Genomic DNA, 21,732 nt, shown 5'->3' with positions numbered 1-21,732 from the left:
CCTCCCCGCCACGCCGCGTAGCCTGGCTTGTCGTGATCCCCGCTCACCGCGACCCCACCGCCACCGCCCGTTACGGCCCGCTGGCCGGCCCTGACCGGCCACCGGTGGCCCGTCCGGCGACCCGGCGACCGGGCACCCGGGGGAACCCGGCGACCGGGCGGTACGACCAATGGGCGTGACCACAGCACGCACCGCCGCCGGCCGTTGGCCGGTCGTCCGGCCCTGGTTCGGCCTCGCCGCCCGGCTCGGCCTCGCCGCCGTCTGGCTGTTCGCCGGCGGCGCCAAGGTGGGTGACCTGGCCGCCTCCGGGCGGGCCGTCAACGCGTACCAGGTGATGCCGTACGAGGTGGCGACGGCGATCGGCGCGGCACTGCCCTTCGTGGAGCTGGCGCTGGGCCTGCTGCTGCTCGCCGGGCTGGCCACCCGGCTGAGCGCCGGGATCTCCGCCGCGCTGCTGCTGGTCTTCATCGCCGGCATCGCCTCGGCCTGGGCCCGTGGCCTGGCCATCGACTGCGGGTGCTTCGGCAGCGGCGGGCAGCTCGCCGCCGGCCAGGCCCCGAGCTACCTCCCGGAGATCCTCCGGGACCTGGGATTCCTGGCGCTGGCCGGATTCCTGCTGATCTGGCCCCGCACCCCGTTCTCGGTGGACGGCTGGCTCGCGGGCGACCCACCCGTGGAGGACGACGATGAGTAGTCGCAAGGGACGCAACGAGGCCGCGCGGGTGGTCCGCGAACAGCTCGCCCGGGAGAAGCGGCGCAAGCGGACGCTCTGGACGTCCGTCGGCGCGGTGGTGGTGCTGGTGATCGCCGGCCTGATCGGGTGGAGCGTCTACTCCAGCCAGAAGTCGGACACCTTCACCGCCCCGCCGGGGGCCAACGACGCCGGCACCGGCGTCGTGCTCGGCACCGGGCCGGTCACCATCGACCTCTACGAGGACTACCTCTGCCCGGCCTGCAAGCAGTTCCAGCAGGCCAGCGGCGAGACCGTCAACCAGTTGGTCTCCTCCGGCAAGGCCAAGGTGGTCTTCCACCCGGTCGCCTACCTCAACCGGTTCTCCACCACCGAATACTCCACCCGGTCCTCGGCCGCGTCCGGCTGCGCCGCCAAGGGCGGCAAGTTCAAGGAGTTCACCGACGCGCTCTTCGCCCAGCAGCCCGCCGAGGGCAGCGCCGGGCTGAGCAACGACCAGCTGATCGACATCGGCGCGGGGGTGGGGCTGGACAGGGACGACTTCGGTTCCTGCGTCAGGGACGGGACGTACACCGCGTGGACCGAACACGTCACCGACGACGCCAGCAAGGCCGGGGTCACCGGCACCCCGACCATCAAGGTGAACGGCACCGCAGTGGAGGACCGCAGCCCGGCCGGCATCACCGCAGCGGTGGAGGCGGCCGGCAAGTGACCCCGGCACCCCTGCGCCGGGCCGTCCTGCTGCTCACCGCCGCACTGCTCGGACTGCTCGGCTCCGCCGCACCGGCGTACGCGCACGGGGCGGACGCCCCCGACGGCACCGACTACCGCACGGCGGTGACCGGGATCACCCCGGCCCGGCCGGGGCTGACCGTCCGGGCCGTCGAGGCGGGCGCCCGGCTGGAACTGGTCAACCACACCGGCCGGGACGTCGAGGTGATCGGCTACTCCGGGGAGCCGTACCTGCGGGTCGGGCCGGGCGGGGTGTACGAGAACAGCCGCTCCCCCGCCACGTACCTCAACCGCACCCTGGCCGGCGACACCGCGCTGCCCGCCACCGCCGACCCGGCCGCCGCGCCGCAGTGGCGCAGGATCGGCGACGACCGGCGGGTCCGCTGGCACGACCAGCGGGTCCTGTGGCGGGAGTCCGGGGTGCCCGCCCCGGTGGCCGCCGACCCGGACCGGGAGCATCGGGTCCGCGACTGGACGGTGCCGTTGCGCGACGGCGTCGAACCGGTGGAGCTGCGCGGCACCCTCGACTGGGTGCCGCCGCCGGACCCGTACCCGTGGTGGGTGGCCGCCACCCTCGGCGCCCTGCTGGTCGCCGCGGCGGGGCTGCTGCCGGCCGGCACCGGCGCGGGGAGCCGGGCGCTGCGCGGCGTCGGCGCGCTGCTCGCCCTCGGTGGTGTCGCCGCCGTCGCCCTGGTGCTGGGGCGGGAGCTGGACGCCGGGGCGCAGGGCGTCGGCGGGGTGCTGCTCGGGCTGGCCGCCGGGCAGCTCTGGCCGCTGCTGACCGGGCTGGGCGCGCTGGCGGCCGGCGGCTGGGCGCTGGCCCGACGGCCCGCCGCCGACTTCGTGCTCGCCCTGGCCGGCGCGTGCCTGACCCTCTTCGTCGGCGTCGCCAACCTGACCGTGCTGTCCCGCGCGGTCGCCCCGGTGCCCTGGTCCGGCGGCACCGCGCGGGTGCTGCTGACCGGGGTGCTGATCGCCGGGGTGGGCGCGGTCGGCGCCGGCCTGCTCCGGCTGCACGCCGCCGCCCGCGCCGCCGCGCCCCGGACCGCCGCCGACCCGGCCCGGACCTGACCCGGCCCGTGACCTGACCCGGCCCGGACCTGACCGCGCCTGCGGGCCCCGGCGTGGCGACCATGCCCCGGGCACCGGGATGCGGGCTTCCTGAGGCAGCCGGTGAGGGCCGGGGCCGGTTGCCGGCATCGCGGGGTGCTCCCGGGGCCGTCCCGGCCCGACCCACCACCGGCGCGGCTCCGGCAATCGCGGGGTGCTGCCGGGGCCGGCCTGCGGCGATCAGCCGATCGGTCGGGGGTGGAAGCCGTAGGGCAGTTCCAGGCGGTGGCGGGAGAGCAGGGCCGAGTCGGCGAGCAGATCGGCGGTGGGGGCGTCCGCGACGATCCGGCCGGCGTCCAGGATGACCGCCCGTTCGCACAGCTCCGCCGCGTAGGGCAGGTCGTGGGTGACCATCAGCAGGGTCACCGGCAGGGCGCGCAGGATCTCGGCCAGCTCCCGGCGGGCCGCCGGGTCCAGGTTGGACGACGGCTCGTCGAGGACCAGGATCTCGGGGCGCATCGCCAGCACGGTGGCCACCGCCACCCGGCGACGCTGCCCGAACGACAGGTGGTGCGGGGCCCGGTCCCGGTGCTCGGCCATCCCCACCGCGGTCAGCGCCTCGTCCACCCGGGCGGCCAGCTCGACGCCGCGCAGCCCCAGGTTGGCCGGGCCGAACGCCACGTCCTCGGCCACCGTGGGCAGGAAGAGCTGGTCGTCCGGGTCCTGGAAGACGATGCCCACCCGGCGACGGATCTCGGCCAGGGTGTCCCGGTCCCGGGACACCGTCAGCCCGCCCACGCTCACCACCCCCTCGGTCGGGGTGAGGATGCCGTTGAGGTGCAGCACCAGCGTGGTCTTGCCGGCGCCGTTCGGGCCGAGCAGGGCCACCCGGCCACCGCGCGGCACGGCCAGGTCCACCCCGGCCAGGGCGACATGACCGTCCGGGTACGCGTACCGGACGCCACGGACGTCCAGGGAGACAGCGGTCTGCACGTACCCGATCATGTCAGGGCGAGTGCGGTCGCGGCGATGGTCACCGCCACGACGGGCACGGTCGCCGCCGCCGCCCACTGCCCGGCGGTCGCCGCGCCGGACCCCTGCCAGACCGCCGGCATCCGCCCGGTGTAGCCCCGGGAGAGCATCGCCAGATAGACCCGCTCACCGCGTTCGAAGGCGCGCAGGAACAGCGCGCCCACCCCGGCGGCGAAGCCGCGCAGCTGCCACAGGAAACGCGGGTCGTCGCCCCGGGAGATCCGGGCCACCCGCATCCGGCGGGCCTCACCGACCAGCACGTCGAGGTAGCGCAGCATGAACGTGGCGATCTGGGTGATGATCTGCGGGCAACGCAGCCGGTCCAGGCCGACGATCAGGTCCCGGGTGGTGGTGGTCGCGGCCAGCAGCAGCGACGCGAGCACCCCGAGGGTGCCCTTGGCGACGATGTTCCACGCCCCGTGCAGGCCGTCCACCGACAGGCTCAACCCGGCGACATCGGTACGCGCACCGGCGCCGAGGAACGGCAGGGCGACGGCGAAGAGCACGAACGGCAGTTCGATCGTGGCGCGCAGCAACAGCCAGCGCGGACCGACCCGGGCCAGCGCGGCGACGACGGCGACCAGCAGGGCGTACCCGCCGAAGGCCCAGAACGCCTCGCGCGGGGTGGCCACCACGGCGACGGTGAACAGCACCATCGCGGCGATCTTCACCTCGGGCGCCAGCCGGTGCACCCGGGAGGGGGTGTCCCGGTAGAGCACGTGCGCGTGTCCGGCACCCACGTCGTACCGCCTGGTCAGCCGACGGTGCCGGCGGGCTGCCGGTCGTCGTCGTGGCCGGCGGGCCGCCCGTCGGGGCCGGGGGTGTCGGCCGGGCGACGGCGCAGCAGCCAGAACAGGCCGCCGCCGACGGCGAAGGTGAGCAGCACCCCGACCACCCCGGACAGGCCGGTGGAGAGGAAACCGTTGTCCACGCCCCGGATGCCGTAGTCGGCGAGCGGGCTGTCGGCCAGCTCGTGGTCCCTGGCCCGCTGGGCCGGGCAGGAGCCGCCGGTGATCTCGTCGTCGGCGTTCACCGTGCAGCCCTTGAGCAGCGACGAGTCCAGGCCGTCCGGATGCGACGAGGCGTAGTTGCTGACCACGCCGGCCAGCAGCAGGGCGACCAGCAGACCGGCCGCCACGAACCCCCAGGAGCGCTTCCTCACCGGACACCTCCGACAGCCGGGACGGGGGCCGGCGCGGTCGCCGGCTTCAGCGCGCGCAACGCGTACACCAGATCGGGTCGGACCTTGGCGACGGTGGCGACCGTGGTCGCGGTGATCAGCCCCTCGCCGATGCCGATCAGCAGGTGGACGCCGGCCATCGTGCCGGCCAGGCCGGTCAGGTTGCCGCCCAGGTCGGTGGTGCCGCCGAGCCAGTACTGCACGACGAACCCCTGGGACGCGACCACCACGCTGACCAGCGCCGAGACGAACGCGGTCACGGCCAGGCCGGTGGGGGTGCGGGGCAGCACCCGCAGCAGGCCGGCGATCAGCAGGTACGCCGCCGCGGTGCCGAGCAGCGCCATGTTGGTGATGTTCAGGCCGAGCATGGCGACGCCGCCGTCGCCGAAGACCAGGGCCTGCACGATCAGCACCACCGACACGCAGAGCGCGCCGACCCACGGGCCGACCAGCAGCGCGGCGAGCGCGCCGCCGAGCAGGTGACCGGAGACCCCGGCCGTGAAGATCGGGAAGTTGAGCATCTGCACGGCGAAGATGAACGCGGCGACCAGGCCGGCCATCGGCGCCAACCGGTCGTCCAGGTCACGCCGGCCGCGCAGCACGCAGAAGGTCAGGGCGGCCAGCGCGACGGCCGCGAAGACGCCCGCGACGGGACCGTTGATGATCCCGTTCGAGATGTGCATCGCCAGGGTTTCCACATGACCTCCAGTCGGCCGGCGGGCTCAGCCTATTTCCCGGTGAGTGTTGTTGCCAAGGTGCGGCAACAAGCCATGGTGTTGTTCACCGGCGGGCCAACGCCGGGTCACCAACCGGCCTGGGTCCCGCCCGCGTTGCCGGGAACGCCGGGCCCCGAACGCTCCCGCACGGGCGACGCCCTGGCCCGCCGGAACGCCCCGGGTGTCCCGGCGGGGATCGGCCGGGCCGTCACCGCCCGGCGGTAGGGTCGTCGCCATGACCGCGCCCGACCGGCTCTCCCCCGGCGACCCCGCTCCCGACTTCACCCTCCCCACCGACACCGGGGAGACGCTCGCCCTGGCCGCGCTGCGCGGTCGCCGGGTCATCCTGTACGCCTACCCGGCCGCGATGACTCCCGGCTGCACCAAGCAGGCCTGCGACTTCCGCGACTCGCTCGCCTCGTTGCAGACCGCCGGTTACGAGGTGGTCGGCATCTCCCCCGACAAGCCCGCCAAGCTGGCGAAGTTCCGCGAGCGCGACGCGATCACCTTCCCGCTGGTCGCCGACGTCGACAAGGCGGTGCTCACCGCGTACGGCGCCTTCGGCGAGAAGCAGCTCTACGGCCGTACGGTGACCGGGGTGATCCGGTCCACCTTCGTCATCGACCCGGACGGAAAAGTCGAGCACGCGTTCTACAACGTCAAGGCCACCGGCCACGTCGCCAAGCTGCGCCGCGACCTCGGCCTCGCCTGAGCCCCTCGCACCCGGCCACCACGGTCGGTAGCTGATCCGATACCGATACCCACCCCCGGTGCTCGCCGAGGCGGCCGCCGCCGCCCACTCCGTCGCCGGTGTGCTGAGGCTGCTCGGCGTTCGCCTCAACCGCGCTTCCCCGCACCATCAGACCGTGGTCCGGTATGCGCTGGCCCGCCCCGAGCCGGGACCTCGAAACTGGCCGAGTTCATCCGACAGGCGACGGACGGCACCTGCGCCCTCAGTCACGGGACGGTCTCGAACATTCTGCGTCGGACCGGGCTGTCCACCGTTTCCGCGCGACGCTCTAAACTCTGACCCGAGCGGGAGTGGCGGAATGGCAGACGCGATAGGTTTAGGTCCTATTGTCCGAAAGGGCGTGGGGGTTCAAGTCCCCCCTCCCGCACCACAACGTCCTGTCGGCAACGTCACGATCGCGGGTCCGCGGCGGGTCGGGGCAGCAGGATTGGCGGCGTGAGCCTGCGCTTCGTCCTCGACCCCGACCTCACCCCCGAGCTGCGGGAACGCGTCATCGACCTCTGGGTCGACGTCACCAACGCCGGTGGCGCGGTCGGCTTCGTCGCCCCCGTCACCACCACCGACGTACGCCCCGTCGCCGAGGCGACCTTCGCCGCCGTCACCCACGGACCGGACCGGCTGCTGGTCGGCTACGAGGGCGACCGACCGGTCGCGGTGCTGTTCCTCGCCGACAACCGGTTCCGACTGAAGGCCCACTGGGGCACCCTCAAGCGGGTGATGGTCCACCCGGACGCCCAGGGACGCGGGCACGGGCGGGCGCTGATGCGGGAGGCCGCCCGGCGCGCGCCCGAGCTGGGTTGGCAGGCGCTGCACGTGACGGTGCGCGGCGGGCTCGGCCTGGAGAAGTTCTACGACCGGCTCGGTTACCGCGAGGTGGGCCGGCTGCCGGGCGCGCTGCGGGTGGCGCCCGGCGACGACCGCGACGAGATCCTGATGTGGCGCGACCTGGGCACCCCGGCCTGACCACCGCTCGATCGACTCAGGTCCGGCGACGCGGCGATGTCGGTGGCTCCGCTACCGCGACCTTCCCGGTGAGCCGGTCGACCCGGTCCAGGCACTGTTCGGCGAGGTCGAGCGAGGCGTACACCTGGTCGACCAGCACCTCGAAGCGGGCGTGGCAGTCCCCGGCGGTGTGGGTGACCACCGGCACGTCGAGATGGTCGTACGCCAGGCGGTCAGCCCCGCGCGGCGCAGTCGACCTGCCGGCTGGCGTCCGACGCCGACGATGCGGCGAGCGCGGGTGGGCCGGTCCCGTCCTGCGGGGCGGGTGGGGCGGGTGGGGCGGCGGAGGCGACCGTCGACGGGCTGGCGGGGGTCCGGCTCGGGGTGGCGCTGGGGCGGGGCGAGGGCGGCCGGGTGGACGGGGCGGTCCGCGCGGCCGGGGCGCTGCCGCCGTACATCTTCACGGTGCTGCGCTGGACGCGGCCGGGGGACATGGTGATGCCGGTGGCGGTGACGCGGTGGCCGTACACGTCGGTGACCCGGACGGCGTACGGGCCGGGGCCGGCCCCGGAGTCGATCAGCCAGTAGTTGTAGTCCTGCCGGGCGGCGGTGCGCCAGGCACCGGAGCCCTGTCGTACCTCGACGGCGCGTAGCGGGTTGCCGTGCTCGGCGACCAGCGCGGCGAACCAGTACTGCGACGCACCCTCCTTGATCCGGAAGGTGAGCGGGCCGGACAGCGGCGGGTCGACCGCCGCGCGGTAGCTGACGCCGACGATGCCCTGCACCGGATCGGCGATCCGGGCGAACGCCTCGCGGGAGAGGTCGACGTGCCCGGGGGCGCACTCCGGGCACTGGTCCATGATCAGGACCCGGACGGTGCCCCGGGGACCGGTGACGTCGAGGTAGCCACCACAGGCAGCACCGGCGCTGTACTCGGTGGGGCCGAGCGCCACGTAGAGCCGGTTGGCCGGGGCGGACGGATACGAGCAGTTCCCACCGGCCCCCTTCGAGTCGTAGAAGGTGGCCTTACCCTTGTGGACCGTACCGCCGATGGGCGGAGCCGCCAGCGGCATCCGCCCGGCGGCCAGGGCGACACCGGCCGGCGCGGCAAGCCCGGCCGGCGCGGCGGCGCAGGCGGGGGCGGCACCGGAGCGCAGCGCCAGGCTCAGCCCGAGCACGGTGGCGAGCGCGGCCACGCCCCGGCGGCCAGCCACCGGCGGCGTCCGCCACCCCGGGCACGGCGACGCCCCGGCCCGGGACGCCCGGCGGACCCGTCGGGGGCCGGCCCGGGATCGCCGGTGGATTCCTCGGACACGCTGCCATCGGTCACGCCGACCGATGCTGCCGGAGCGGGCGACCCGGGACAAGCCGGCTAAGCGAAAGCTAAGCCGGTCAGCCGATCTGGTTGCGGTAGTGCCCGGACGCGATCACGGTGAGCGACCGCAGCGGCTCGGCGACCTCCGGTCGGGTGCGCAGCAGATCCTCCAGGCGGACCCGCCAACGGCCGGCTTCGACGGCGGCGGCGTCGGGGGTGGTCCGGGCCCACGGCCGCAGCCGCTGCTGGGTGTCGCGCAGGGACCGCGCGTGGTCGGGGCCGAGCAGCGCGCCGGATTCGGCGCACAACCAGTCGAAGAGCCGGTCGTCGGGGACGGCCGAGACGATCAGCCGGGCCATGTCCCAGGCCACGCGGGGCTGGTGGAGAACCTGCATCTCGACTCCTTCGTCGACGGTGGTGGCGATTCGGCCATCATCGATCCGTGACCGCCCCTGGGGCAACCCCCGGTCGGCGGAGGACGCCTCGACCGTCCGGCACCGCCCCTGCCTCGGTGTGCCGTCTCCCGCCCGGTCCCGCCGGCCAGGCCCGGTTCACCGTCGGCCGGACCTCACCAGGCGACACCGATGCCGTCGCCGGGATACCAGTGGTCGAGCGGGGTCTCCCGGTAGGCGAGGAACCGACGGCCGGTGCGCTCGGCGTGCTCGGCCAGGACGCCGGTGGTGGTGACGTTGTCGGTGAGCAGGATCGCGCCGGGGGCCAGCTTCGGCTCGACGGCGTCGCACTCGCGGCGTTCGTGGTCGTGGCTGTGGTCGCTGTCGTGCAGGAACAGGTCGACCGGCCGGTCCAGGGCGGCGATCGCGGTGACCGAGTCGCCGACCACCAGGTCGATCACGTCGGACCAGGGCGCGCTGCGGGCCAGGTAGCCGGCCTCCGGGTTGACGTCCAGCGAGGTGAGCCGGCCGGGGTGCCCCTCGGCGGCGTTGCGCAGCAGGGCGGCGGCGAGGACGCAGCTACCCAGCCCCTTGTCGGTGCCGGTCTCGACGACGTGGGCGGGCCGGGTGGCCCGGACGATCGCGTACCAGCCGACCCGGCGCGCGTAGCGGACCCGGCGGTCGGCCAGGCCGCGCCGGGCGGACCGGGCGGTGGCCTGTTCGATGTGCCGGCGCAGCGCCGCGTCGCCGGTGATCTCGGCGAGGTGTCCCCTGACCTGGGCCACCGGGACGTCGCAGACCACGCTGACGAACCAGGTCAGGTGCTGCCGGCTGAGCTGGGTCAGCTCGTAGGTGTAGTTGTGGTGTTCCCGGGAGGTGGCGAGCCACCGGGCCGAGGCGCGGAGCACCTTCGCGTCGTAGCGGGCGACCCGGGCGAGCCGGCCGGGAAAGGCGGCCACCGGTGCCAGCGGGGTACGGGCGATGGCCCGGCGCAGTTTCGTCGCATCCACGGCGAGGTTCTACCAGCCGCAGGTGACCAGCGACTGAACGTCCAGCGTACGGCAGCTTTTCGGCCCTCGGCCCGTCGGGCGTACGCGGGCTGCCCGACTGCGTGGCGGCTCAGTAACATGCGGCCATGGCCGCAGGCGAACATCTCTCGGATTCCGTCCCCGTCGCGTCCCCCGAGAGCCCCGGTCCACCACCGAAGCGACGGCGGGGCTGGCGGATCGCCCTCGTGGTGATGCTGGCGCTGGCCCTGCTCGGGGCGGGCGGCGTCGGTGCGGGCGCGCTCTATCTGCGTTCGGTGGAGAAGGACGTCGCACGGGTGGACGCCTTCACCGGAGTGCCGGCGGAGAGCCGGCCGCCGGTGGTGGCCCGGGACGCCACGAACATCATGATCCTGGGCAGCGACTCCCGGGACCCGGAACGAACCGAGGGGTCCCGCACCGACACGATCATCCTGGCCCACCTGCCGAAGGACCGGAAGAGCGCCCAGCTCGTCTCGATCCCCCGCGACACCTGGGTCCGGGTGCCCCGGTCGACCGACGGCCGGCACGGCGGCCGGACCGCGAAGATCAACGCGGCGTACGCCTGGGGTGGGATTCCGCTGATGGTGCAGACCGTCGAGGAGTTCACCCGGGTGCACGTCGACCACGTGGCGGTGGTCGACTTCGCCGGTTTCCAGGAGATCATCGACGCCCTGGGCGGGGTGGACATCACCGTCGACCACCGGTTCACCTCGATCCATCCGCCGCTGCGCACCTTCTCGGCCGGCCGGCAGACGATGGACGGCGCGACGGCGCTGGACTACTCCCGGCAGCGCAAGCAGTTCCCGGACGGCGACTTCGCCCGGATCCGGCACCAGCAGCAGGTGATCCGCGCGATCCTCGACAAGGCGGCCACCGGCGGCATCCTGACCAGCCCGGGGAAGCTCAACGGCTTCGTCCGGGCCGCCTCGTCGTCGGTCTCCGTCGACCGGGAGATGTCGCTGCTGGACCTGGCGACCGAGCTGCGCGGCCTGCGGGGCGGCAACCTGACCTTCGTCACCAGCCCGTCACGGGGCACCGGCCGGGTGGGCACCGAGAGCGTGGTCTTCGCCGACGCGCAGAAGTCGCGGGAGTTCTACGACGCGGTCCGCCGGGACGCCACCGCCGAGATCGTCCGCGCCGCCCGCTGACCCGCCGCCGGGGCGCGTGCCGCTGGGGCGGTGCATGCGCACGACTCCCGTCCGGCAGACCGTCCCGCATTCCGGCAGGTGTGCTGCCGGAACGCCTTGCTCCTGAAATATTTCATGCATAGAGTCGCGGCATGAATGACGGAGCCGTCGCCGCGTCGCCGGACCGGCTGCTCGACCTGTTCCACGGGGTCCGGCTCACCCCCACCCAGCGGCGCATCGCGCACTGCCTGGTGCAGCACGCGGGCACCGTGGCCTACCTGTCGGCGGCCGAGGTGGCGGAGCTGGCCGGGGTCAGCCAGCCGTCGGTGACCCGGTTCGCCGTGGCGCTCGGCCACGACGGCTACCCGGCGCTGCGCCGCCGGCTGCGCGAGCTGACCGCCGCCGACCCCGACGGTCGCCCCGACGACGGCAACGAACTGCAACTCGCGGTACGCGCCGAGATGGCGAACCTGGAACGGCTGGCCGGCGAGTTGGCCGACCGGGACAAGATCGCCACCGCCGGCCGGCTGCTCGCGGCGAGCCGCCCACTGCCGGTGCTCGGCCTGCGCGCCGCCGCGCCGCTGGCCGCCTACTTCGCCTACTTCGCCGCCAAGGTGCTCCCCGACGTCCGGGTCATCGACGACGGCGGCAGCCTGCTCACCGACCGGCTCGAACAGGCCGCCTCGGCCGGGGCGGACGCGTTGCTGGCCTTCGTGCTGCCCCGCTACCCCCGGGAAACCCTCGACGCGCTGCGCGCCGCCCGCGACGCCGGCCTCACCGTCGTCGCGATCACCGACTCCCCGGTCAGCCCCGCCACCGAGTACGCCGCGCTGGTGCTCCCCGCCGCCGTCGGCACCGACCTCGTCTTCGACCTGCACACCGCCCCGATGACCCTGGCGATGGTGGTGCTCCAGGCCATCTGCGACGCCGCACCGCTCCAGACCCAGCGCCGCCTGGAGGCGTTCGAGTCGTCCGCCGCCCGTCGTCAGTTGTTCCTCGGCTGAGAGGAGTACGCCATGCACCAGCCCGTCCGCGCCGCCCGCGGCACCACCCGTACCGCGAAGGGGTGGCCGCAGGAGGCCGCCCTGCGGATGCTGATGAACAACCTCGACCCGGAGGTGGCCGAACGCCCCGACGACCTGGTGGTCTACGGCGGCACCGGGAAGGCGGCCCGGGACTGGCCGTCGTACCACGCGCTGGTGCGCACCCTCACCGAACTGCGCGACGACGAGACGATGCTGGTGCAGTCGGGCCGCCCCGTCGGGGTCATGCGGACCCACGAGTGGGCCCCCCGGGTGCTGCTGGCCAACTCCAACCTGGTCGGCGACTGGGCCACCTGGCCGGAGTTCCGCCGGTTGGAGTCGCTCGGCCTGACCATGTACGGGCAGATGACCGCCGGTTCGTGGATCTACATCGGCACCCAGGGCATCCTCCAGGGCACCTACGAGACGTTCGCCGCGGTCGCCGCGAAGTGCTTCGGCGGCAGTCTCGCCGGGACGCTGACCCTCACCGCCGGCTGCGGTGGGATGGGCGGGGCGCAACCCCTCGCGGTCACCATGAACGACGGGGTCTGCCTGATCGTGGACGTGGACCGGACCCGGCTCGACCGGCGGGTGCACGACCGCTACCTCGACGAGGTCGCCGACGACCTGGACGACGCCGTCGCCCGGGTGCTGGCCGCGAAGCGGGACCGGCGGGCGCTGAGCGTCGGCGTGGTCGGCAACGCCGCCACGGTCTTCCCCGAACTGCTCCGCCGGGGCGTCGCCATCGACGTGGTGACCGACCAGACCAGCGCGCACGACCCGCTGTCGTACCTGCCGGAGGGGGTGGAGCTGGCCGACGCGCGGGACTACGCGGCGGCGAAGCCGGCCGAGTACACCGACCGGGCACGGGCGTCGATGGCCAGGCACGTCGAGGCGATGGTCGGCTTCCTCGACGCGGGTGCGGAGGTGTTCGACTACGGCAACTCGATCCGGGGCGAGGCGCAGTCGGGCGGGTACGCGCGGGCGTTCGACTTCCCCGGCTTCGTGCCGGCGTACATCCGGCCGCTGTTCTGCGAGGGCAGGGGGCCGTTCCGCTGGGCGGCGCTCTCCGGTGACCCGGCCGACATCGCCGCCACCGACCGGGCCGTGCTCGACCTGTTCCCGGAGAACGAGTCGCTGGCCCGGTGGATGCGGATGGCCGCCGACCGGGTCGCCTTCCAGGGCCTGCCGGCCCGGATCTGCTGGCTGGGCTACGGCGAACGGGACGTCGCCGGGGTGCGGTTCAACGACATGGTCGCCTCCGGTGAGCTGTCCGCACCGGTGGTGATCGGCCGGGACCACCTGGACTGCGGCAGCGTCGCCAGCCCCTACCGGGAGACCGAGGCGATGGCCGACGGGTCCGACGCGATCGCCGACTGGCCGCTGCTCAACGCGCTGGTCAACACCGCCAGCGGGGCGTCCTGGGTGTCCATCCACCACGGCGGCGGAGTGGGCATCGGCCGGTCCATCCACGCCGGTCAGGTCTGCGTCGCCGACGGCACCGCGCTGGCCGGGCAGAAGATCGAACGGGTGCTCAGCAACGACCCGGCGATGGGCGTCATCCGGCACGTCGACGCCGGCTACGACACCGCCCGCGAGGTCGCCGAACGCACCGACGTCCGCATCCCCATGGCGGAGGGCACCGCGTGAGCGACCTCGCCGGCCGGTTCCGGGAGTTGTGGGGCGGGATCGCGCCGGTCGGCCGGGACGCCGACAGCGGCGGCTATCTGCGGTACGCGCTGACCGCGCCGGAGCTGCGGCTGCGGGAGTGGTTCCGGGCGCAGGCCGACCACCGGGGCATGCCGGTCAGCGGGGACGGCAACGGCAACCTGTTCGCCTGGTGGGGCGACCCGCCCACCGGAACCCAGGCCAACGACGCACAGGCCACCGGCACCCGGGACAGCAGCACGCAGGACCGCGACGGGCCGACCAGGGGCGGGGCGGTACTCACCGGCAGCCACTTCGACTCGGTGCCGCACGGCGGGGCGTACGACGGGCCGCTCGGCATCGTCAGCGCGTTCCTCGCGGTGGACGAGCTGCGGGCCGCCGGGGCCACCCCGGTCCGGCCGGTGGTGGTGGCCGCGTTCGTCGAGGAGGAGGGGGCCCGGTTCGGCGTACCGTGTCTGGGGTCCCGGCTGCTCACCGGCGAGATCGACGTCGACAGCGCGGCCGGGCTGCGCGACGCGGCCGGGGTGAGCTTCGCCGAGGCGCTGGGCCACCGGCCGGCGGGGGCCGACCCGGCGCTGCTGGGCCGGTTCGCCGCCTTCGTGGAGCTGCACGTCGAGCAGGGCCGGGCGCTGGTCGACGCCGACGCGCCGGTCGCGGTGGCGAGCGCCATCTGGCCGCACGGGCGGTGGCGCTTCGAGCTGCGCGGCGAGGGCAACCACGCCGGTACGACCCGGATGGCCGACCGCCGCGACCCGATGCTCACGTTCGCGTTCACCGTGCTGGCGGCGAACAAGGAGGCCCGGTTGCGCGGCGCGCACGCCACCGTCGGTCGGGTGGCGGTGGAACCGAACGCCACCAACGCGATCCCGTCGAAGGTGACCGGCTGGCTCGACGCCCGGGCCGCCGAACCGGAGACCCTGCACGACCTGGTCGAGGCGGTGCAGGCCAAGGCCGCCGAGCGGGCCCGGCGCGACGGCACCGCGCTGACCGTGACCCCGGAGTCGACCACGCCGCTGGTCGCCTTCGACGGTGGGCTGGCCGGGCGGTTGGCGGCGCTGCTGGCCGCGCCGGTGCTGCCCACCGGGGCCGGCCACGACGCCGGGGTGCTGGCCGCGCACCTGCCCACCGCGATGCTGTTCGTACGCAACCCGACCGGGGTGTCGCACTCCCCCGCCGAGTCGGCCACCGACGACGACTGTGCGGCCGGGGTGGTCGCGCTGGCCCGGGTGCTGGAGGAGCTGGCATGCCACTGACCCGTTGGCTGGCCGAGCAGGCGTGGCTGCCCGATCATGCCGCGCCGACCCCGGACGTGCTGATCGAGGCCGAGGACGGCCGGTTCACCGCCGTCACGCCGCTCGCCCGGGGCGCGTCGCCGCACACCGGGGTCGAGGTGCTCGCCGAGGCGGTACGGCTGCCCGGGCTCACCCTGCCCGGCCTGGCCAACACCCACTCGCACGCCTTCCACCGGGCGCTGCGCGGGCGTACCCACGGCGGTCGGGGTGACTTCTGGAGCTGGCGGGACGTGATGTACGACGTCGCCGGCCGACTCGATCCCGACTCCTACCTGGCCCTGGCCCGCGCCGCGTACGCCGAGATGGCGTTGTCCGGGGTCACCTGCGTCGGTGAGTTCCACTACCTGCACCACGGCCCCGACGGCCACCCGTACGACGATCCGAACGCGATGGGCGCGGCGCTGGTCGAGGCGGCGGCGCAGGCCGGCATCCGGATCACCCTGCTGGACGCCTGCTACCTGACCGCATCGGTGGCCGGTGAGCCGTTGGCCGGGACGCAGCGGCGCTTCGGCGACGGGGACGCGCTGCGCTGGGCGGACCGGGTCGACGGGTTCCGGCCGGCCGGGGCGCACGCGCTGCGCGGGGCGGCGATCCACTCGGTGCGCGCGGTGCCGGCGGACCAGCTCGCCACCGTCGCCGGGTGGGCGTACCGGCAGGGCGCCCCGCTGCACGTGCACCTGTCGGAGCAGCCCGCCGAGAACGACGCCTGCCGGACGGTGCACGGGCGTACGCCGACCGGGCTGCTCGCCGACCGTGGGGTGCTCGGCCCGGACGTCACCGCCGTGCACGCCACCCACCCGACCAGCGCCGATCTGGCCCTGCTGGCGGAGCACCGGACCGGGGTGTGTCTCTGCCCCACCACCGAACGGGACCTGGCCGACGGGATCGGGCCGGCCCGGCTGATGGCCGACGCCGGCATCCCGCTGAGCCTGGGCAGCGACAGCCACGCCGTGGTCGACCTGTTCGAGGAGGCCCGCGCGGTGGAGCTGGACGAGCGGCTGCGTACCCGGCGACGCGGGCACTTCACCGCCGCCGCGCTGCGCGACGCGGCCACCGTCACCGGGCACGCCGCGCTGGGCTGGGCCGACGCCGGACGGATCGCCGTCGGCGAACGCGCCGACCTGGTCACGGTCCGACTGGACAGCCCGCGTACCGCCGGGGTGCCGTCGGTGGGGGTGTTCTTCGCGGCCACCGCCGCCGACGTCGACCAGGTGGTGGTGGAGGGGCGGCAGGTGGTGCGCGACGGCCGGCACCTGACCGTGGACGTGCCGGCGGAGCTGCACGCCGCGATCGCGGCGGTGACCGGTGCCTAGCCGCACCAGTCCGGCGACGCGCGGAACGCGACGCCCGGCGTGCGGTATCCGACGGCCGACGCACGGGACCCCACGCCCCGCGCGCGGGGCGCAGCGGCCGGCGGCGGGAGGGGCGGCGTGAGCAGCCTGTTGGTCGACAACATCGGCGAGCTGGTCACCAACGTGCCGGCGGCCGGCGGCGACGGGCCGCTGGGCCTGCGGCGCGGGGTCGCCCTGCTGGTGGAGGCGGGTCGGGTCGTCTGGATCGGGCCGGCCCGCTATGCGCCGGCCGCCGACCGGCGGATCGACGCCGAGGGTGGCGCGGTGCTGCCCGGCTTCGTGGACAGCCACGCCCACCTGGTCTTCGCCGGGGACCGGGCGGCCGAGTTCGCGGCCCGGATGGCCGGCGAGCCGTACACCGGGGGTGGCATCCGGACCACGGTCGGCGCGACCCGGGCCGCCTCCGACGACGACCTGCGGGACACCGTGCACCGGCTGCGCGACGAGGCCATGCGGCAGGGCACCACCACCATGGAGATCAAGAGTGGGTACGGCCTGACCGTCGTCGACGAGGCCCGCTCGCTGCGGATCGCCGCCGAGGTGACCGCCGAGACCACCTTTCTCGGCGCGCACGTCGTCCCCGCCGAGTACGCGGGCCGGCCCGACGACTACGTGGGGCTGGTCTGCGGGCCGATGCTCACCGCCGCCGCGCCGTACGCCCGCTGGGTGGACGTCTTCTGCGAGCGGGGCGCCTTCGACGCCGACCACGCGCGGGCCATCCTCACCGTCGGGCAGTCCGCCGGGCTGGGCCTGCGGCTGCACGCCAACCAGCTCGGCCCGGGGCCGGGGGTGCGGCTCGGGGTCGAGCTGGGCGCGGCCAGCGTCGACCACTGCACCCACCTGTCCGACGCCGACATCGACGCGCTCGCCGACTCGGCCACCACCGACGGGTCGACCGCCGGGGACGGCTCGACCGCCGAGGACAGCCAGGCAGGCACCGTGGCGACCCTGCTGCCGGGCGCGGAGTTCTCCACCCGGTCGCCGTACCCGGACGCCCGACGGCTGCTCGACGCGGGGGTGACCGTGGCGCTGGCCACCGACTGCAACCCCGGGTCGTCGTACACCTCGTCGATGCCGTTCTGCGTCGCGCTGGCCGTCCGCGAGATGCGGATGACCCCGGCGGAGGCGGTCTGGGCGGCGACGGCGGGCGGCGCGCGGGCGTTGCGCCGCACCGACGTCGGGGTGCTGCGCCCCGGCGTACGCGCCGACCTGATGATCCTCGACGCCCCGTCCCACCTGCACCTGGCCTACCGGCCGGGTGTCCCACTGGTCCGCCAGGTCCTGCACAACGGAGTGCCGCAATGTCGACTGTGACCGTCCAGCCCACCGGTATCACCCCCGCCGACGTGCTCGCCGTGGCACGCGGCGACGCCCACGTCGTGCTCGCCCCGGCCGCCGTCGAGGCGATGATCACCAGCCGGTCCATCGTGGACGGCATCGAGGCCGACGGCCGCCCGGTGTACGGCGTCTCCACCGGGTTCGGGGCGCTGGCGAACACGTTCGTCGCCCCGCAGCGCCGGGCCGAGTTGCAGCACGCGCTGATCCGCTCGCACGCCGCCGGGATCGGTGCGCCGATGCCCCGCGAGGTGGTCCGGGCGATGATGCTGCTGCGGGTCCGCTCGCTGGCGCTGGGCCGCTCCGGGGTCCGGCCGCTGGTCGCCCAGGCGCTGGTCGACCTGCTCAACGCCGACGTCACCCCGTGGGTGCCGGAGCACGGCTCGCTCGGCGCGTCCGGTGACCTGGCCCCGCTGGCGCACTGCGCGCTGGTGCTGCTCGGCGAGGGGTGGGTACGCGGCCCGGCCGGCGAGCAGGTCGACGCCGCCGACGCGTTGCGGGCAGCCGGGCTGGCGCCGATCGCGCTGGCCGCCAAGGAGGGGCTGGCGCTGATCAACGGCACCGACGGCATGCTCGGCATGCTGCTGCTGGCCGTCGCGGACGCCCGGCACCTGTTCGCCATGGCCGACGTGACCGCCGCGCTGGCCATCGAGGCGATGCTCGGCTCGGAACGGCCGTTCCTGCCCGAGCTGCACACCATCCGGCCGCACCCGGGGCAGGCCGCCTCGGCGGCGAACATCCACCGGCTGCTCCAGGACTCACGGGTGATGGACTCGCACCGCGACGATCTGGCGCACGCCGTGCAGGACGCGTACTCGATGCGGTGCGCCCCGCAGGTGGCCGGCGCGGCCCGGGACACCCTCGACTTCGTCGAGACGGTGGCCGGCCGGGAGCTGGTCTCGGTGGTGGACAACCCGGTGGTGCTGCCGGACGGCCGGGTCGAGTCGACCGGCAACTTCCACGGCGCCCCGCTCGGCTTCGCCGCCGACTACCTGGCCATCGCCGCCGCCGAGGTGGGGGCGATCGCCGAGCGCCGGGTGGACCGGCTGCTCGACGTGACCCGTAACCGGGACCTGCCGGCGTTCCTGTCCCCCGACGCCGGGGTGAACTCCGGGCTGATGATCGCCCAGTACACGGCCGCCGGGATCGTCGCGGAGAACCGCCGGCTGGCCGCGCCCGCCTCGGTCGACTCGCTGCCGACCAGTGGCATGCAGGAGGACCACGTCTCGATGGGCTGGGCGGGGGCCAAAAAGCTGCGCACCGTGCTGGACAACCTGACCAGCCTGCTCGCCGTGGAGCTGCTGTCGGCCGTCCGGGGCCTGCAACTGCGCGCGCCGCTGACGCCGTCACCGGCGGGACGGGCAGCACTGGACGCGCTCGGCCCGGCGGCCGGCGCGCCCGGCCCGGACGTCTTCCTCGCCCCGGTGCTGGCGGCGGCCCGGTCGGTGCTGGCCGGCCCGGACCTGCGCGCCGCCATCGAACGGCAGATCGGACCGCTGAGCTGACGCTGACGGGATCGTAGCGGTCAGTAGTCAAGGCCGACTCGCCGCGACAGGCTACCGAGCGTGAGCAAACTCCCGAGAGCCACTACCCCGATGCAGACCCTTTGCTCTGCTGCCACTGACGCGACAGTCGCTTGAACAGCGAAAACCCATACGCAAATTCCAAGGACAGTAATCCTGGCGAACACTCTGTGTGCCTGTCGCCTGGAGAGCAGCAGAGCAAAGGATGTCGGGTGGAGATGTGGGGGGCCTAACCGAGACTACTTTCGGTGACTAGTCATGGTGCCGTTCCTTACTCGACGGCCGGGCGTCGTCGCGTATCCCGGCGACGATGAGTCGGTCCACGGCCGGGTGTCGTCGCATACGCCCGCAGGGCGACGGGTCGGTCGACGGCTGGCTCAGCTGGCGGGGAGCACCTTGGCGGCCAGCTTCGCCAGCTCGCGCAACGCCTTGCCCCGGTGGCTGATCGCGTCCTTCTCCTGCGGGGTCAGCTCCGCGTTGGTGCGGTCCTGGCCGTCACCGAGGAAGATCGGGTCGTACCCGAAGCCGCCGTCGCCGCGCGGGGCGCGCAGCAGCCGGCCGGGCTGACGGCCGTCGACCAGGTGCTCCTTGCCGCCGGGCAGCACCAACGCGACGGTGCAGACGAAGGCCGCGCCCCGGTGCGCGTCGGGCAGATCGGCGATCTGGTCCAGCACCAACTGGAGGTTGGCCCGGTCGTCGCCGTGCCGCCCGGCCCAGCGGGCACTGAACACCCCCGGCATGCCGTTGAGCGCGTCGACCGCGATGCCGGAGTCGTCGGCGATGGTGGGCAGGCCGGTCCGCCGGCATCCCTCCCGCGCCTTGATCAGGGCGTTCTCACCGAAGGTGAGGCCGGTCTCCGGCAGCTCCGGGTACTCCTCGACGTCGTCCAGCCCCAGCAGGGCGATCCGGTGCGCGCCGAGCGCGCCGTCGAGGATGCGCTGGAGTTCCACCAGCTTCTTACGGTTACGGGTGGCGAGCAGGACCTTGTTCATGATGCGAGCGCCTTCCGCTGGGCCTCGGCCAGTTCCAGACAGCCCAACGACGCGACGTCCAGCAACGCGTCGAGCTGCGCCCGGGAGAAGACCCCGTCCTCGCCCGTGCCCTGCACCTCGACGAAGTCGCCGTCGCCGGTGCAGACGACGTTCATGTCCACCTCGGCCGCCACGTCCTCGACGTAGCAGAGGTCCAGCAGCGGCTCACCGGCGACGATCCCGACGCTGACCGCGGCCACCGACCGGTGCATCACCTTCTCCGGCTTGCCGGCCAGCGACTTGCGGGCGGCCAGCCAGCTCACCGCGTCGTACAGGGCGACGTACGCGCCGGTGATCGAGGCGGTACGGGTGCCGCCGTCGGCTTGGAGCACGTCGCAGTCGAGCACGATCGAGTTCTCCCCGAGCGCCTTCAGGTCGACGCAGGCGCGCAGGCTGCGGCCGATCAGCCGGGAGATCTCGTGGGTCCGCCCACCGATCTTGCCGCGGACGCTCTCCCGGTCGGAGCGGGTGTTGGTCGCCCGGGGCAGCATCGCGTACTCGGCGGTCACCCAGCCGAGCCCGGAGCCCTTGCGCCAACGGGGCACACCCTCGGTGACGCTGGCGGTGCAGAGCACCCGGGTGCCCCCGAACTCGACGAGCACCGAGCCCTCCGGGTGGGTGCTCCAGCCCCGGGTCAACGTCACCGGTCGGAGTTGGTCGGGTCGCCGCCCGTCAGGTCGTGCCATCCCTGCACCCTATGCGGTCGCATGATCGGCGCATGCCCGGGTGCCCGGTGTGCTCAGATGTCGTAGGTGGCGCCGGCCCGGACGACTTCCAGCGGTCCGGTGAACGCCCCGGCCGCCGAGGCGAGGGTGTGCGCCTCGCTGCCCCAGGCCACCACCAGGTGGGTCAGCAGCAGCCGGCCCACCCCGGCCTTGGTGGCTGTCTCGCCGGCCTCCCGGCCGGTGAGGTGCAGGTCCGGCGGGTTGTCCACCCCGTCGAGGTAGCTGGCCTCACAGAGGAAGACGTCGGCGTCCTGGGCGAGTCGCAGCAGCGCGTCGCAGGGGGCGGTGTCCGAGGAGTAGCAGAGCACCCGGCCCTCGTGCTCCAACCGCACCCCGTAGGTCTCGACGGGATGGTTCACCCGGTCGACGGTGACGGTGAACGGGCCGATCGGGAAGGTCCCCGGTTGGAGGCCGTAGAACTGGTAGACGTCCTCGACGCTGCTGTCGTCCTGGCCGTAGGCGGTGGCGAGCCGGTCCGGGGCACCCGGCGGCGCGTATACCGGAAGCGGCGGGTACGGGCCGTCCGGGGCGTACCGCCGGACCACCACGTACGACGCGGCGTCGAGGATGTGGTCGCAGTGCAGGTGGCTCAGGAGGATGGCGTCGGGGGCGTGCAGGCCGGCGTAGCGCTGCAGGGTGGACAGCGAGCCCGGCCCGAAGTCCACCAGCAGGCGGAAACCCTGCGCCTCGACGAGGTAGGCGGAGCAGGGGGACTCGGGACCGGGGAAGCTCCCCGCGCAGCCCAGGACGGTCAGCCGCATCCGGTCGCCCCACGATTACTGTGAGTAGTCGACACGCCGGGGTCAGCAGCGCTGGTGATCTCAACCG

General features: G+C 74.2%; 22 protein-coding genes, 1 tRNA gene and 1 pseudogene. 13 read left to right on the top strand and 11 right to left on the bottom strand.

Translation table 11 applies throughout. The annotated features are described in order from the left end of the window. Positions 1–169: 169 nt before the first annotated feature. Genes ACQP1S_RS05995 through ACQP1S_RS05985 form a run of 3 tightly spaced genes read left to right on the top strand, consistent with a single transcriptional unit; the run spans position 170 to position 2,494 of the window. The gene (locus ACQP1S_RS05995) at positions 170–694 is read left to right on the top strand and encodes a MauE/DoxX family redox-associated membrane protein (RefSeq protein ID WP_091251647.1); all 525 of its coding nucleotides are present in this window, start codon (positions 170–172) and stop codon (positions 692–694) included. Continuing rightward, positions 687–1,403 (top strand): thioredoxin domain-containing protein, encoded by a 717-nt coding sequence (locus tag ACQP1S_RS05990; protein ID WP_091251646.1) that lies wholly within the window; start codon positions 687–689, stop codon positions 1,401–1,403. Before ACQP1S_RS05995 ends, ACQP1S_RS05990 begins: the two co-directional genes overlap by 8 nt. Continuing rightward, positions 1,400–2,494, top strand: coding sequence for a hypothetical protein (locus tag ACQP1S_RS05985; RefSeq protein WP_432903900.1), 1,095 nt, complete (start codon positions 1,400–1,402; stop codon positions 2,492–2,494). The genes ACQP1S_RS05990 and ACQP1S_RS05985 overlap by 4 nt, the downstream gene beginning before the upstream one ends. Positions 2,495–2,713: 219 nt before the next feature. Here the strand turns inward: ACQP1S_RS05985 and ACQP1S_RS05980 are convergent, their stop codons facing one another. The 4 genes from ACQP1S_RS05980 to ACQP1S_RS05965 are packed head-to-tail and all read right to left on the bottom strand — an operon-like array spanning position 2,714 to position 5,383. Further along, complete coding sequence (locus ACQP1S_RS05980; RefSeq protein ID WP_432903897.1) at positions 2,714–3,478, bottom strand: energy-coupling factor ABC transporter ATP-binding protein; 765 nt, start codon at positions 3,476–3,478, stop codon at positions 2,714–2,716. Continuing rightward, complete coding sequence (gene cbiQ / locus ACQP1S_RS05975; protein WP_432903894.1) at positions 3,475–4,245, bottom strand: cobalt ECF transporter T component CbiQ; 771 nt, start codon at positions 4,243–4,245, stop codon at positions 3,475–3,477. Before cbiQ ends, ACQP1S_RS05980 begins: the two co-directional genes overlap by 4 nt. Positions 4,246–4,259: 14 nt before the next feature. After that, positions 4,260–4,667 carry a PDGLE domain-containing protein gene (locus tag ACQP1S_RS05970; RefSeq protein ID WP_091251637.1) on the bottom strand — a complete coding sequence of 136 codons (408 nt, stop codon included), beginning with the start codon at positions 4,665–4,667 and terminating at the stop codon, positions 4,260–4,262. Beyond that, positions 4,664–5,383, bottom strand: coding sequence for an energy-coupling factor ABC transporter permease (locus ACQP1S_RS05965; RefSeq protein WP_357674718.1), 720 nt, complete (start codon positions 5,381–5,383; stop codon positions 4,664–4,666). Before ACQP1S_RS05965 ends, ACQP1S_RS05970 begins: the two co-directional genes overlap by 4 nt. 253 nt (positions 5,384–5,636) lie before the next feature. Here ACQP1S_RS05965 and bcp point away from each other — a divergent pair, with 253 nt between their 5' ends. From bcp to ACQP1S_RS05950, 3 genes are all read left to right on the top strand, one after another. Next, positions 5,637–6,113 (top strand): thioredoxin-dependent thiol peroxidase, encoded by a 477-nt coding sequence (gene bcp / locus ACQP1S_RS05960; protein WP_432903890.1) that lies wholly within the window; start codon positions 5,637–5,639, stop codon positions 6,111–6,113. 323 nt (positions 6,114–6,436) lie between these two features. After that, positions 6,437–6,522: transfer RNA gene (locus ACQP1S_RS05955), tRNA-Leu, on the top strand. 65 nt (positions 6,523–6,587) lie between these two features. Then, positions 6,588–7,115 carry an N-acetyltransferase family protein gene (locus ACQP1S_RS05950; protein WP_432903887.1) on the top strand — a complete coding sequence of 176 codons (528 nt, stop codon included), beginning with the start codon at positions 6,588–6,590 and terminating at the stop codon, positions 7,113–7,115. A 43-nt stretch (positions 7,116–7,158) separates the two neighbouring features. On the opposite strand, the pseudogene ACQP1S_RS05945 reads toward ACQP1S_RS05950, so the two are convergent. From ACQP1S_RS05945 to ACQP1S_RS05930, 4 genes and pseudogenes are all read right to left on the bottom strand, one after another. Next, positions 7,159–7,323 (bottom strand): annotated as a pseudogene (locus ACQP1S_RS05945) (NADH-quinone oxidoreductase subunit D); the annotation flags it as partial. 4 nt (positions 7,324–7,327) lie between these two features. Continuing rightward, on the bottom strand, positions 7,328–8,308 hold the full coding sequence (locus ACQP1S_RS05940) for an expansin EXLX1 family cellulose-binding protein (protein WP_432903883.1): 981 nt from the start codon (positions 8,306–8,308) through the stop codon (positions 7,328–7,330). 178 nt (positions 8,309–8,486) lie between these two features. After that, positions 8,487–8,804: a hypothetical protein gene (locus ACQP1S_RS05935; RefSeq protein WP_432903880.1), complete on the bottom strand. Its 318-nt coding sequence runs from the start codon at positions 8,802–8,804 to the stop codon at positions 8,487–8,489. Positions 8,805–8,977: 173 nt separating this feature from the next. Beyond that, positions 8,978–9,811, bottom strand: coding sequence for an O-methyltransferase (locus tag ACQP1S_RS05930; RefSeq protein ID WP_432903877.1), 834 nt, complete (start codon positions 9,809–9,811; stop codon positions 8,978–8,980). A gap of 125 nt (positions 9,812–9,936) precedes the next feature. Here ACQP1S_RS05930 and ACQP1S_RS05925 point away from each other — a divergent pair, with 125 nt between their 5' ends. The 7 genes from ACQP1S_RS05925 to hutH all read left to right on the top strand — a co-directional run bounded on the left by ACQP1S_RS05925 (position 9,937) and on the right by hutH (position 19,130). After that, on the top strand, positions 9,937–10,977 hold the full coding sequence (locus ACQP1S_RS05925) for an LCP family protein (RefSeq protein WP_432903874.1): 1,041 nt from the start codon (positions 9,937–9,939) through the stop codon (positions 10,975–10,977). Positions 10,978–11,108: 131 nt separating this feature from the next. Continuing rightward, positions 11,109–11,960: a MurR/RpiR family transcriptional regulator gene (locus ACQP1S_RS05920; protein WP_432903872.1), complete on the top strand. Its 852-nt coding sequence runs from the start codon at positions 11,109–11,111 to the stop codon at positions 11,958–11,960. Between the two features lie 12 nt (positions 11,961–11,972). Further along, on the top strand, positions 11,973–13,628 hold the full coding sequence (gene hutU / locus ACQP1S_RS05915; RefSeq protein ID WP_091251617.1) for a urocanate hydratase: 1,656 nt from the start codon (positions 11,973–11,975) through the stop codon (positions 13,626–13,628). Further along, positions 13,625–14,899, top strand: a complete 1,275-nt coding sequence (locus ACQP1S_RS05910; protein WP_432903868.1) for an allantoate amidohydrolase — start codon at positions 13,625–13,627, stop codon at positions 14,897–14,899. Before hutU ends, ACQP1S_RS05910 begins: the two co-directional genes overlap by 4 nt. Next, a complete protein-coding gene (locus tag ACQP1S_RS05905) occupies positions 14,896–16,251 on the top strand; it encodes a formimidoylglutamate deiminase (protein ID WP_432907827.1) in 1,356 nt (451 codons plus the stop codon). The genes ACQP1S_RS05910 and ACQP1S_RS05905 overlap by 4 nt, the downstream gene beginning before the upstream one ends. Before the next feature lie 117 nt (positions 16,252–16,368). Continuing rightward, a complete protein-coding gene (locus tag ACQP1S_RS05900; RefSeq protein WP_432903865.1) occupies positions 16,369–17,604 on the top strand; it encodes an amidohydrolase family protein in 1,236 nt (411 codons plus the stop codon). Further along, on the top strand, positions 17,592–19,130 hold the full coding sequence (gene hutH, locus ACQP1S_RS05895) for a histidine ammonia-lyase (RefSeq protein ID WP_432903862.1): 1,539 nt from the start codon (positions 17,592–17,594) through the stop codon (positions 19,128–19,130). Before ACQP1S_RS05900 ends, hutH begins: the two co-directional genes overlap by 13 nt. A 395-nt stretch (positions 19,131–19,525) precedes the next feature. Here hutH and rdgB read toward each other — a convergent pair whose 3' ends face one another. Genes rdgB through ACQP1S_RS05880 form a run of 3 tightly spaced genes read right to left on the bottom strand, consistent with a single transcriptional unit; the run spans position 19,526 to position 21,665 of the window. After that, positions 19,526–20,140 (bottom strand): RdgB/HAM1 family non-canonical purine NTP pyrophosphatase, encoded by a 615-nt coding sequence (rdgB, locus tag ACQP1S_RS05890; protein ID WP_091251610.1) that lies wholly within the window; start codon positions 20,138–20,140, stop codon positions 19,526–19,528. After that, positions 20,137–20,865 carry a ribonuclease PH gene (rph, locus tag ACQP1S_RS05885; protein WP_091251607.1) on the bottom strand — a complete coding sequence of 243 codons (729 nt, stop codon included), beginning with the start codon at positions 20,863–20,865 and terminating at the stop codon, positions 20,137–20,139. The genes rdgB and rph overlap by 4 nt, the downstream gene beginning before the upstream one ends. A gap of 53 nt (positions 20,866–20,918) precedes the next feature. Continuing rightward, the gene (locus ACQP1S_RS05880; protein ID WP_432903858.1) at positions 20,919–21,665 is read right to left on the bottom strand and encodes an MBL fold metallo-hydrolase; all 747 of its coding nucleotides are present in this window, start codon (positions 21,663–21,665) and stop codon (positions 20,919–20,921) included. Positions 21,666–21,732: the final 67 nt, after the last annotated feature.

It is taken from the genome of Micromonospora matsumotoense (genome assembly GCF_050951065.1).
Taxonomy (GTDB): Bacteria; Actinomycetota; Actinomycetes; order Mycobacteriales; family Micromonosporaceae; genus Micromonospora; species Micromonospora matsumotoensis.
The sequence above is the reverse complement of the archived record's forward strand: the minus strand, read 5'-3'. Positions and strand labels throughout refer to the sequence as shown.

Excerpts from the sequence above, each read along its gene's own strand:
- hutH (WP_432903862.1), top strand. The coding sequence starts at position 17,592 with ATGTCGACTGTGACCGTCCAGCCCACCGGTATCACCCCCGCCGACGTG.
- rph (WP_091251607.1), bottom strand. The coding sequence starts at position 20,865 with ATGGCACGACCTGACGGGCGGCGACCCGACCAACTCCGACCGGTGACG.
- ACQP1S_RS05995 (WP_091251647.1), top strand. The coding sequence starts at position 170 with ATGGGCGTGACCACAGCACGCACCGCCGCCGGCCGTTGGCCGGTCGTC.
- ACQP1S_RS05880 (WP_432903858.1), bottom strand. The coding sequence starts at position 21,665 with ATGCGGCTGACCGTCCTGGGCTGCGCGGGGAGCTTCCCCGGTCCCGAG.
- bcp (WP_432903890.1), top strand. The coding sequence starts at position 5,637 with ATGACCGCGCCCGACCGGCTCTCCCCCGGCGACCCCGCTCCCGACTTC.
- ACQP1S_RS05980 (WP_432903897.1), bottom strand. The coding sequence starts at position 3,478 with ATGATCGGGTACGTGCAGACCGCTGTCTCCCTGGACGTCCGTGGCGTC.
- ACQP1S_RS05990 (WP_091251646.1), top strand. The coding sequence starts at position 687 with ATGAGTAGTCGCAAGGGACGCAACGAGGCCGCGCGGGTGGTCCGCGAA.
- hutU (WP_091251617.1), top strand. The coding sequence starts at position 11,973 with ATGCACCAGCCCGTCCGCGCCGCCCGCGGCACCACCCGTACCGCGAAG.
- ACQP1S_RS05935 (WP_432903880.1), bottom strand. The coding sequence starts at position 8,804 with ATGCAGGTTCTCCACCAGCCCCGCGTGGCCTGGGACATGGCCCGGCTG.
- ACQP1S_RS05920 (WP_432903872.1), top strand. The coding sequence starts at position 11,109 with ATGAATGACGGAGCCGTCGCCGCGTCGCCGGACCGGCTGCTCGACCTG.
- rdgB (WP_091251610.1), bottom strand. The coding sequence starts at position 20,140 with ATGAACAAGGTCCTGCTCGCCACCCGTAACCGTAAGAAGCTGGTGGAA.
- ACQP1S_RS05925 (WP_432903874.1), top strand. The coding sequence starts at position 9,937 with ATGGCCGCAGGCGAACATCTCTCGGATTCCGTCCCCGTCGCGTCCCCC.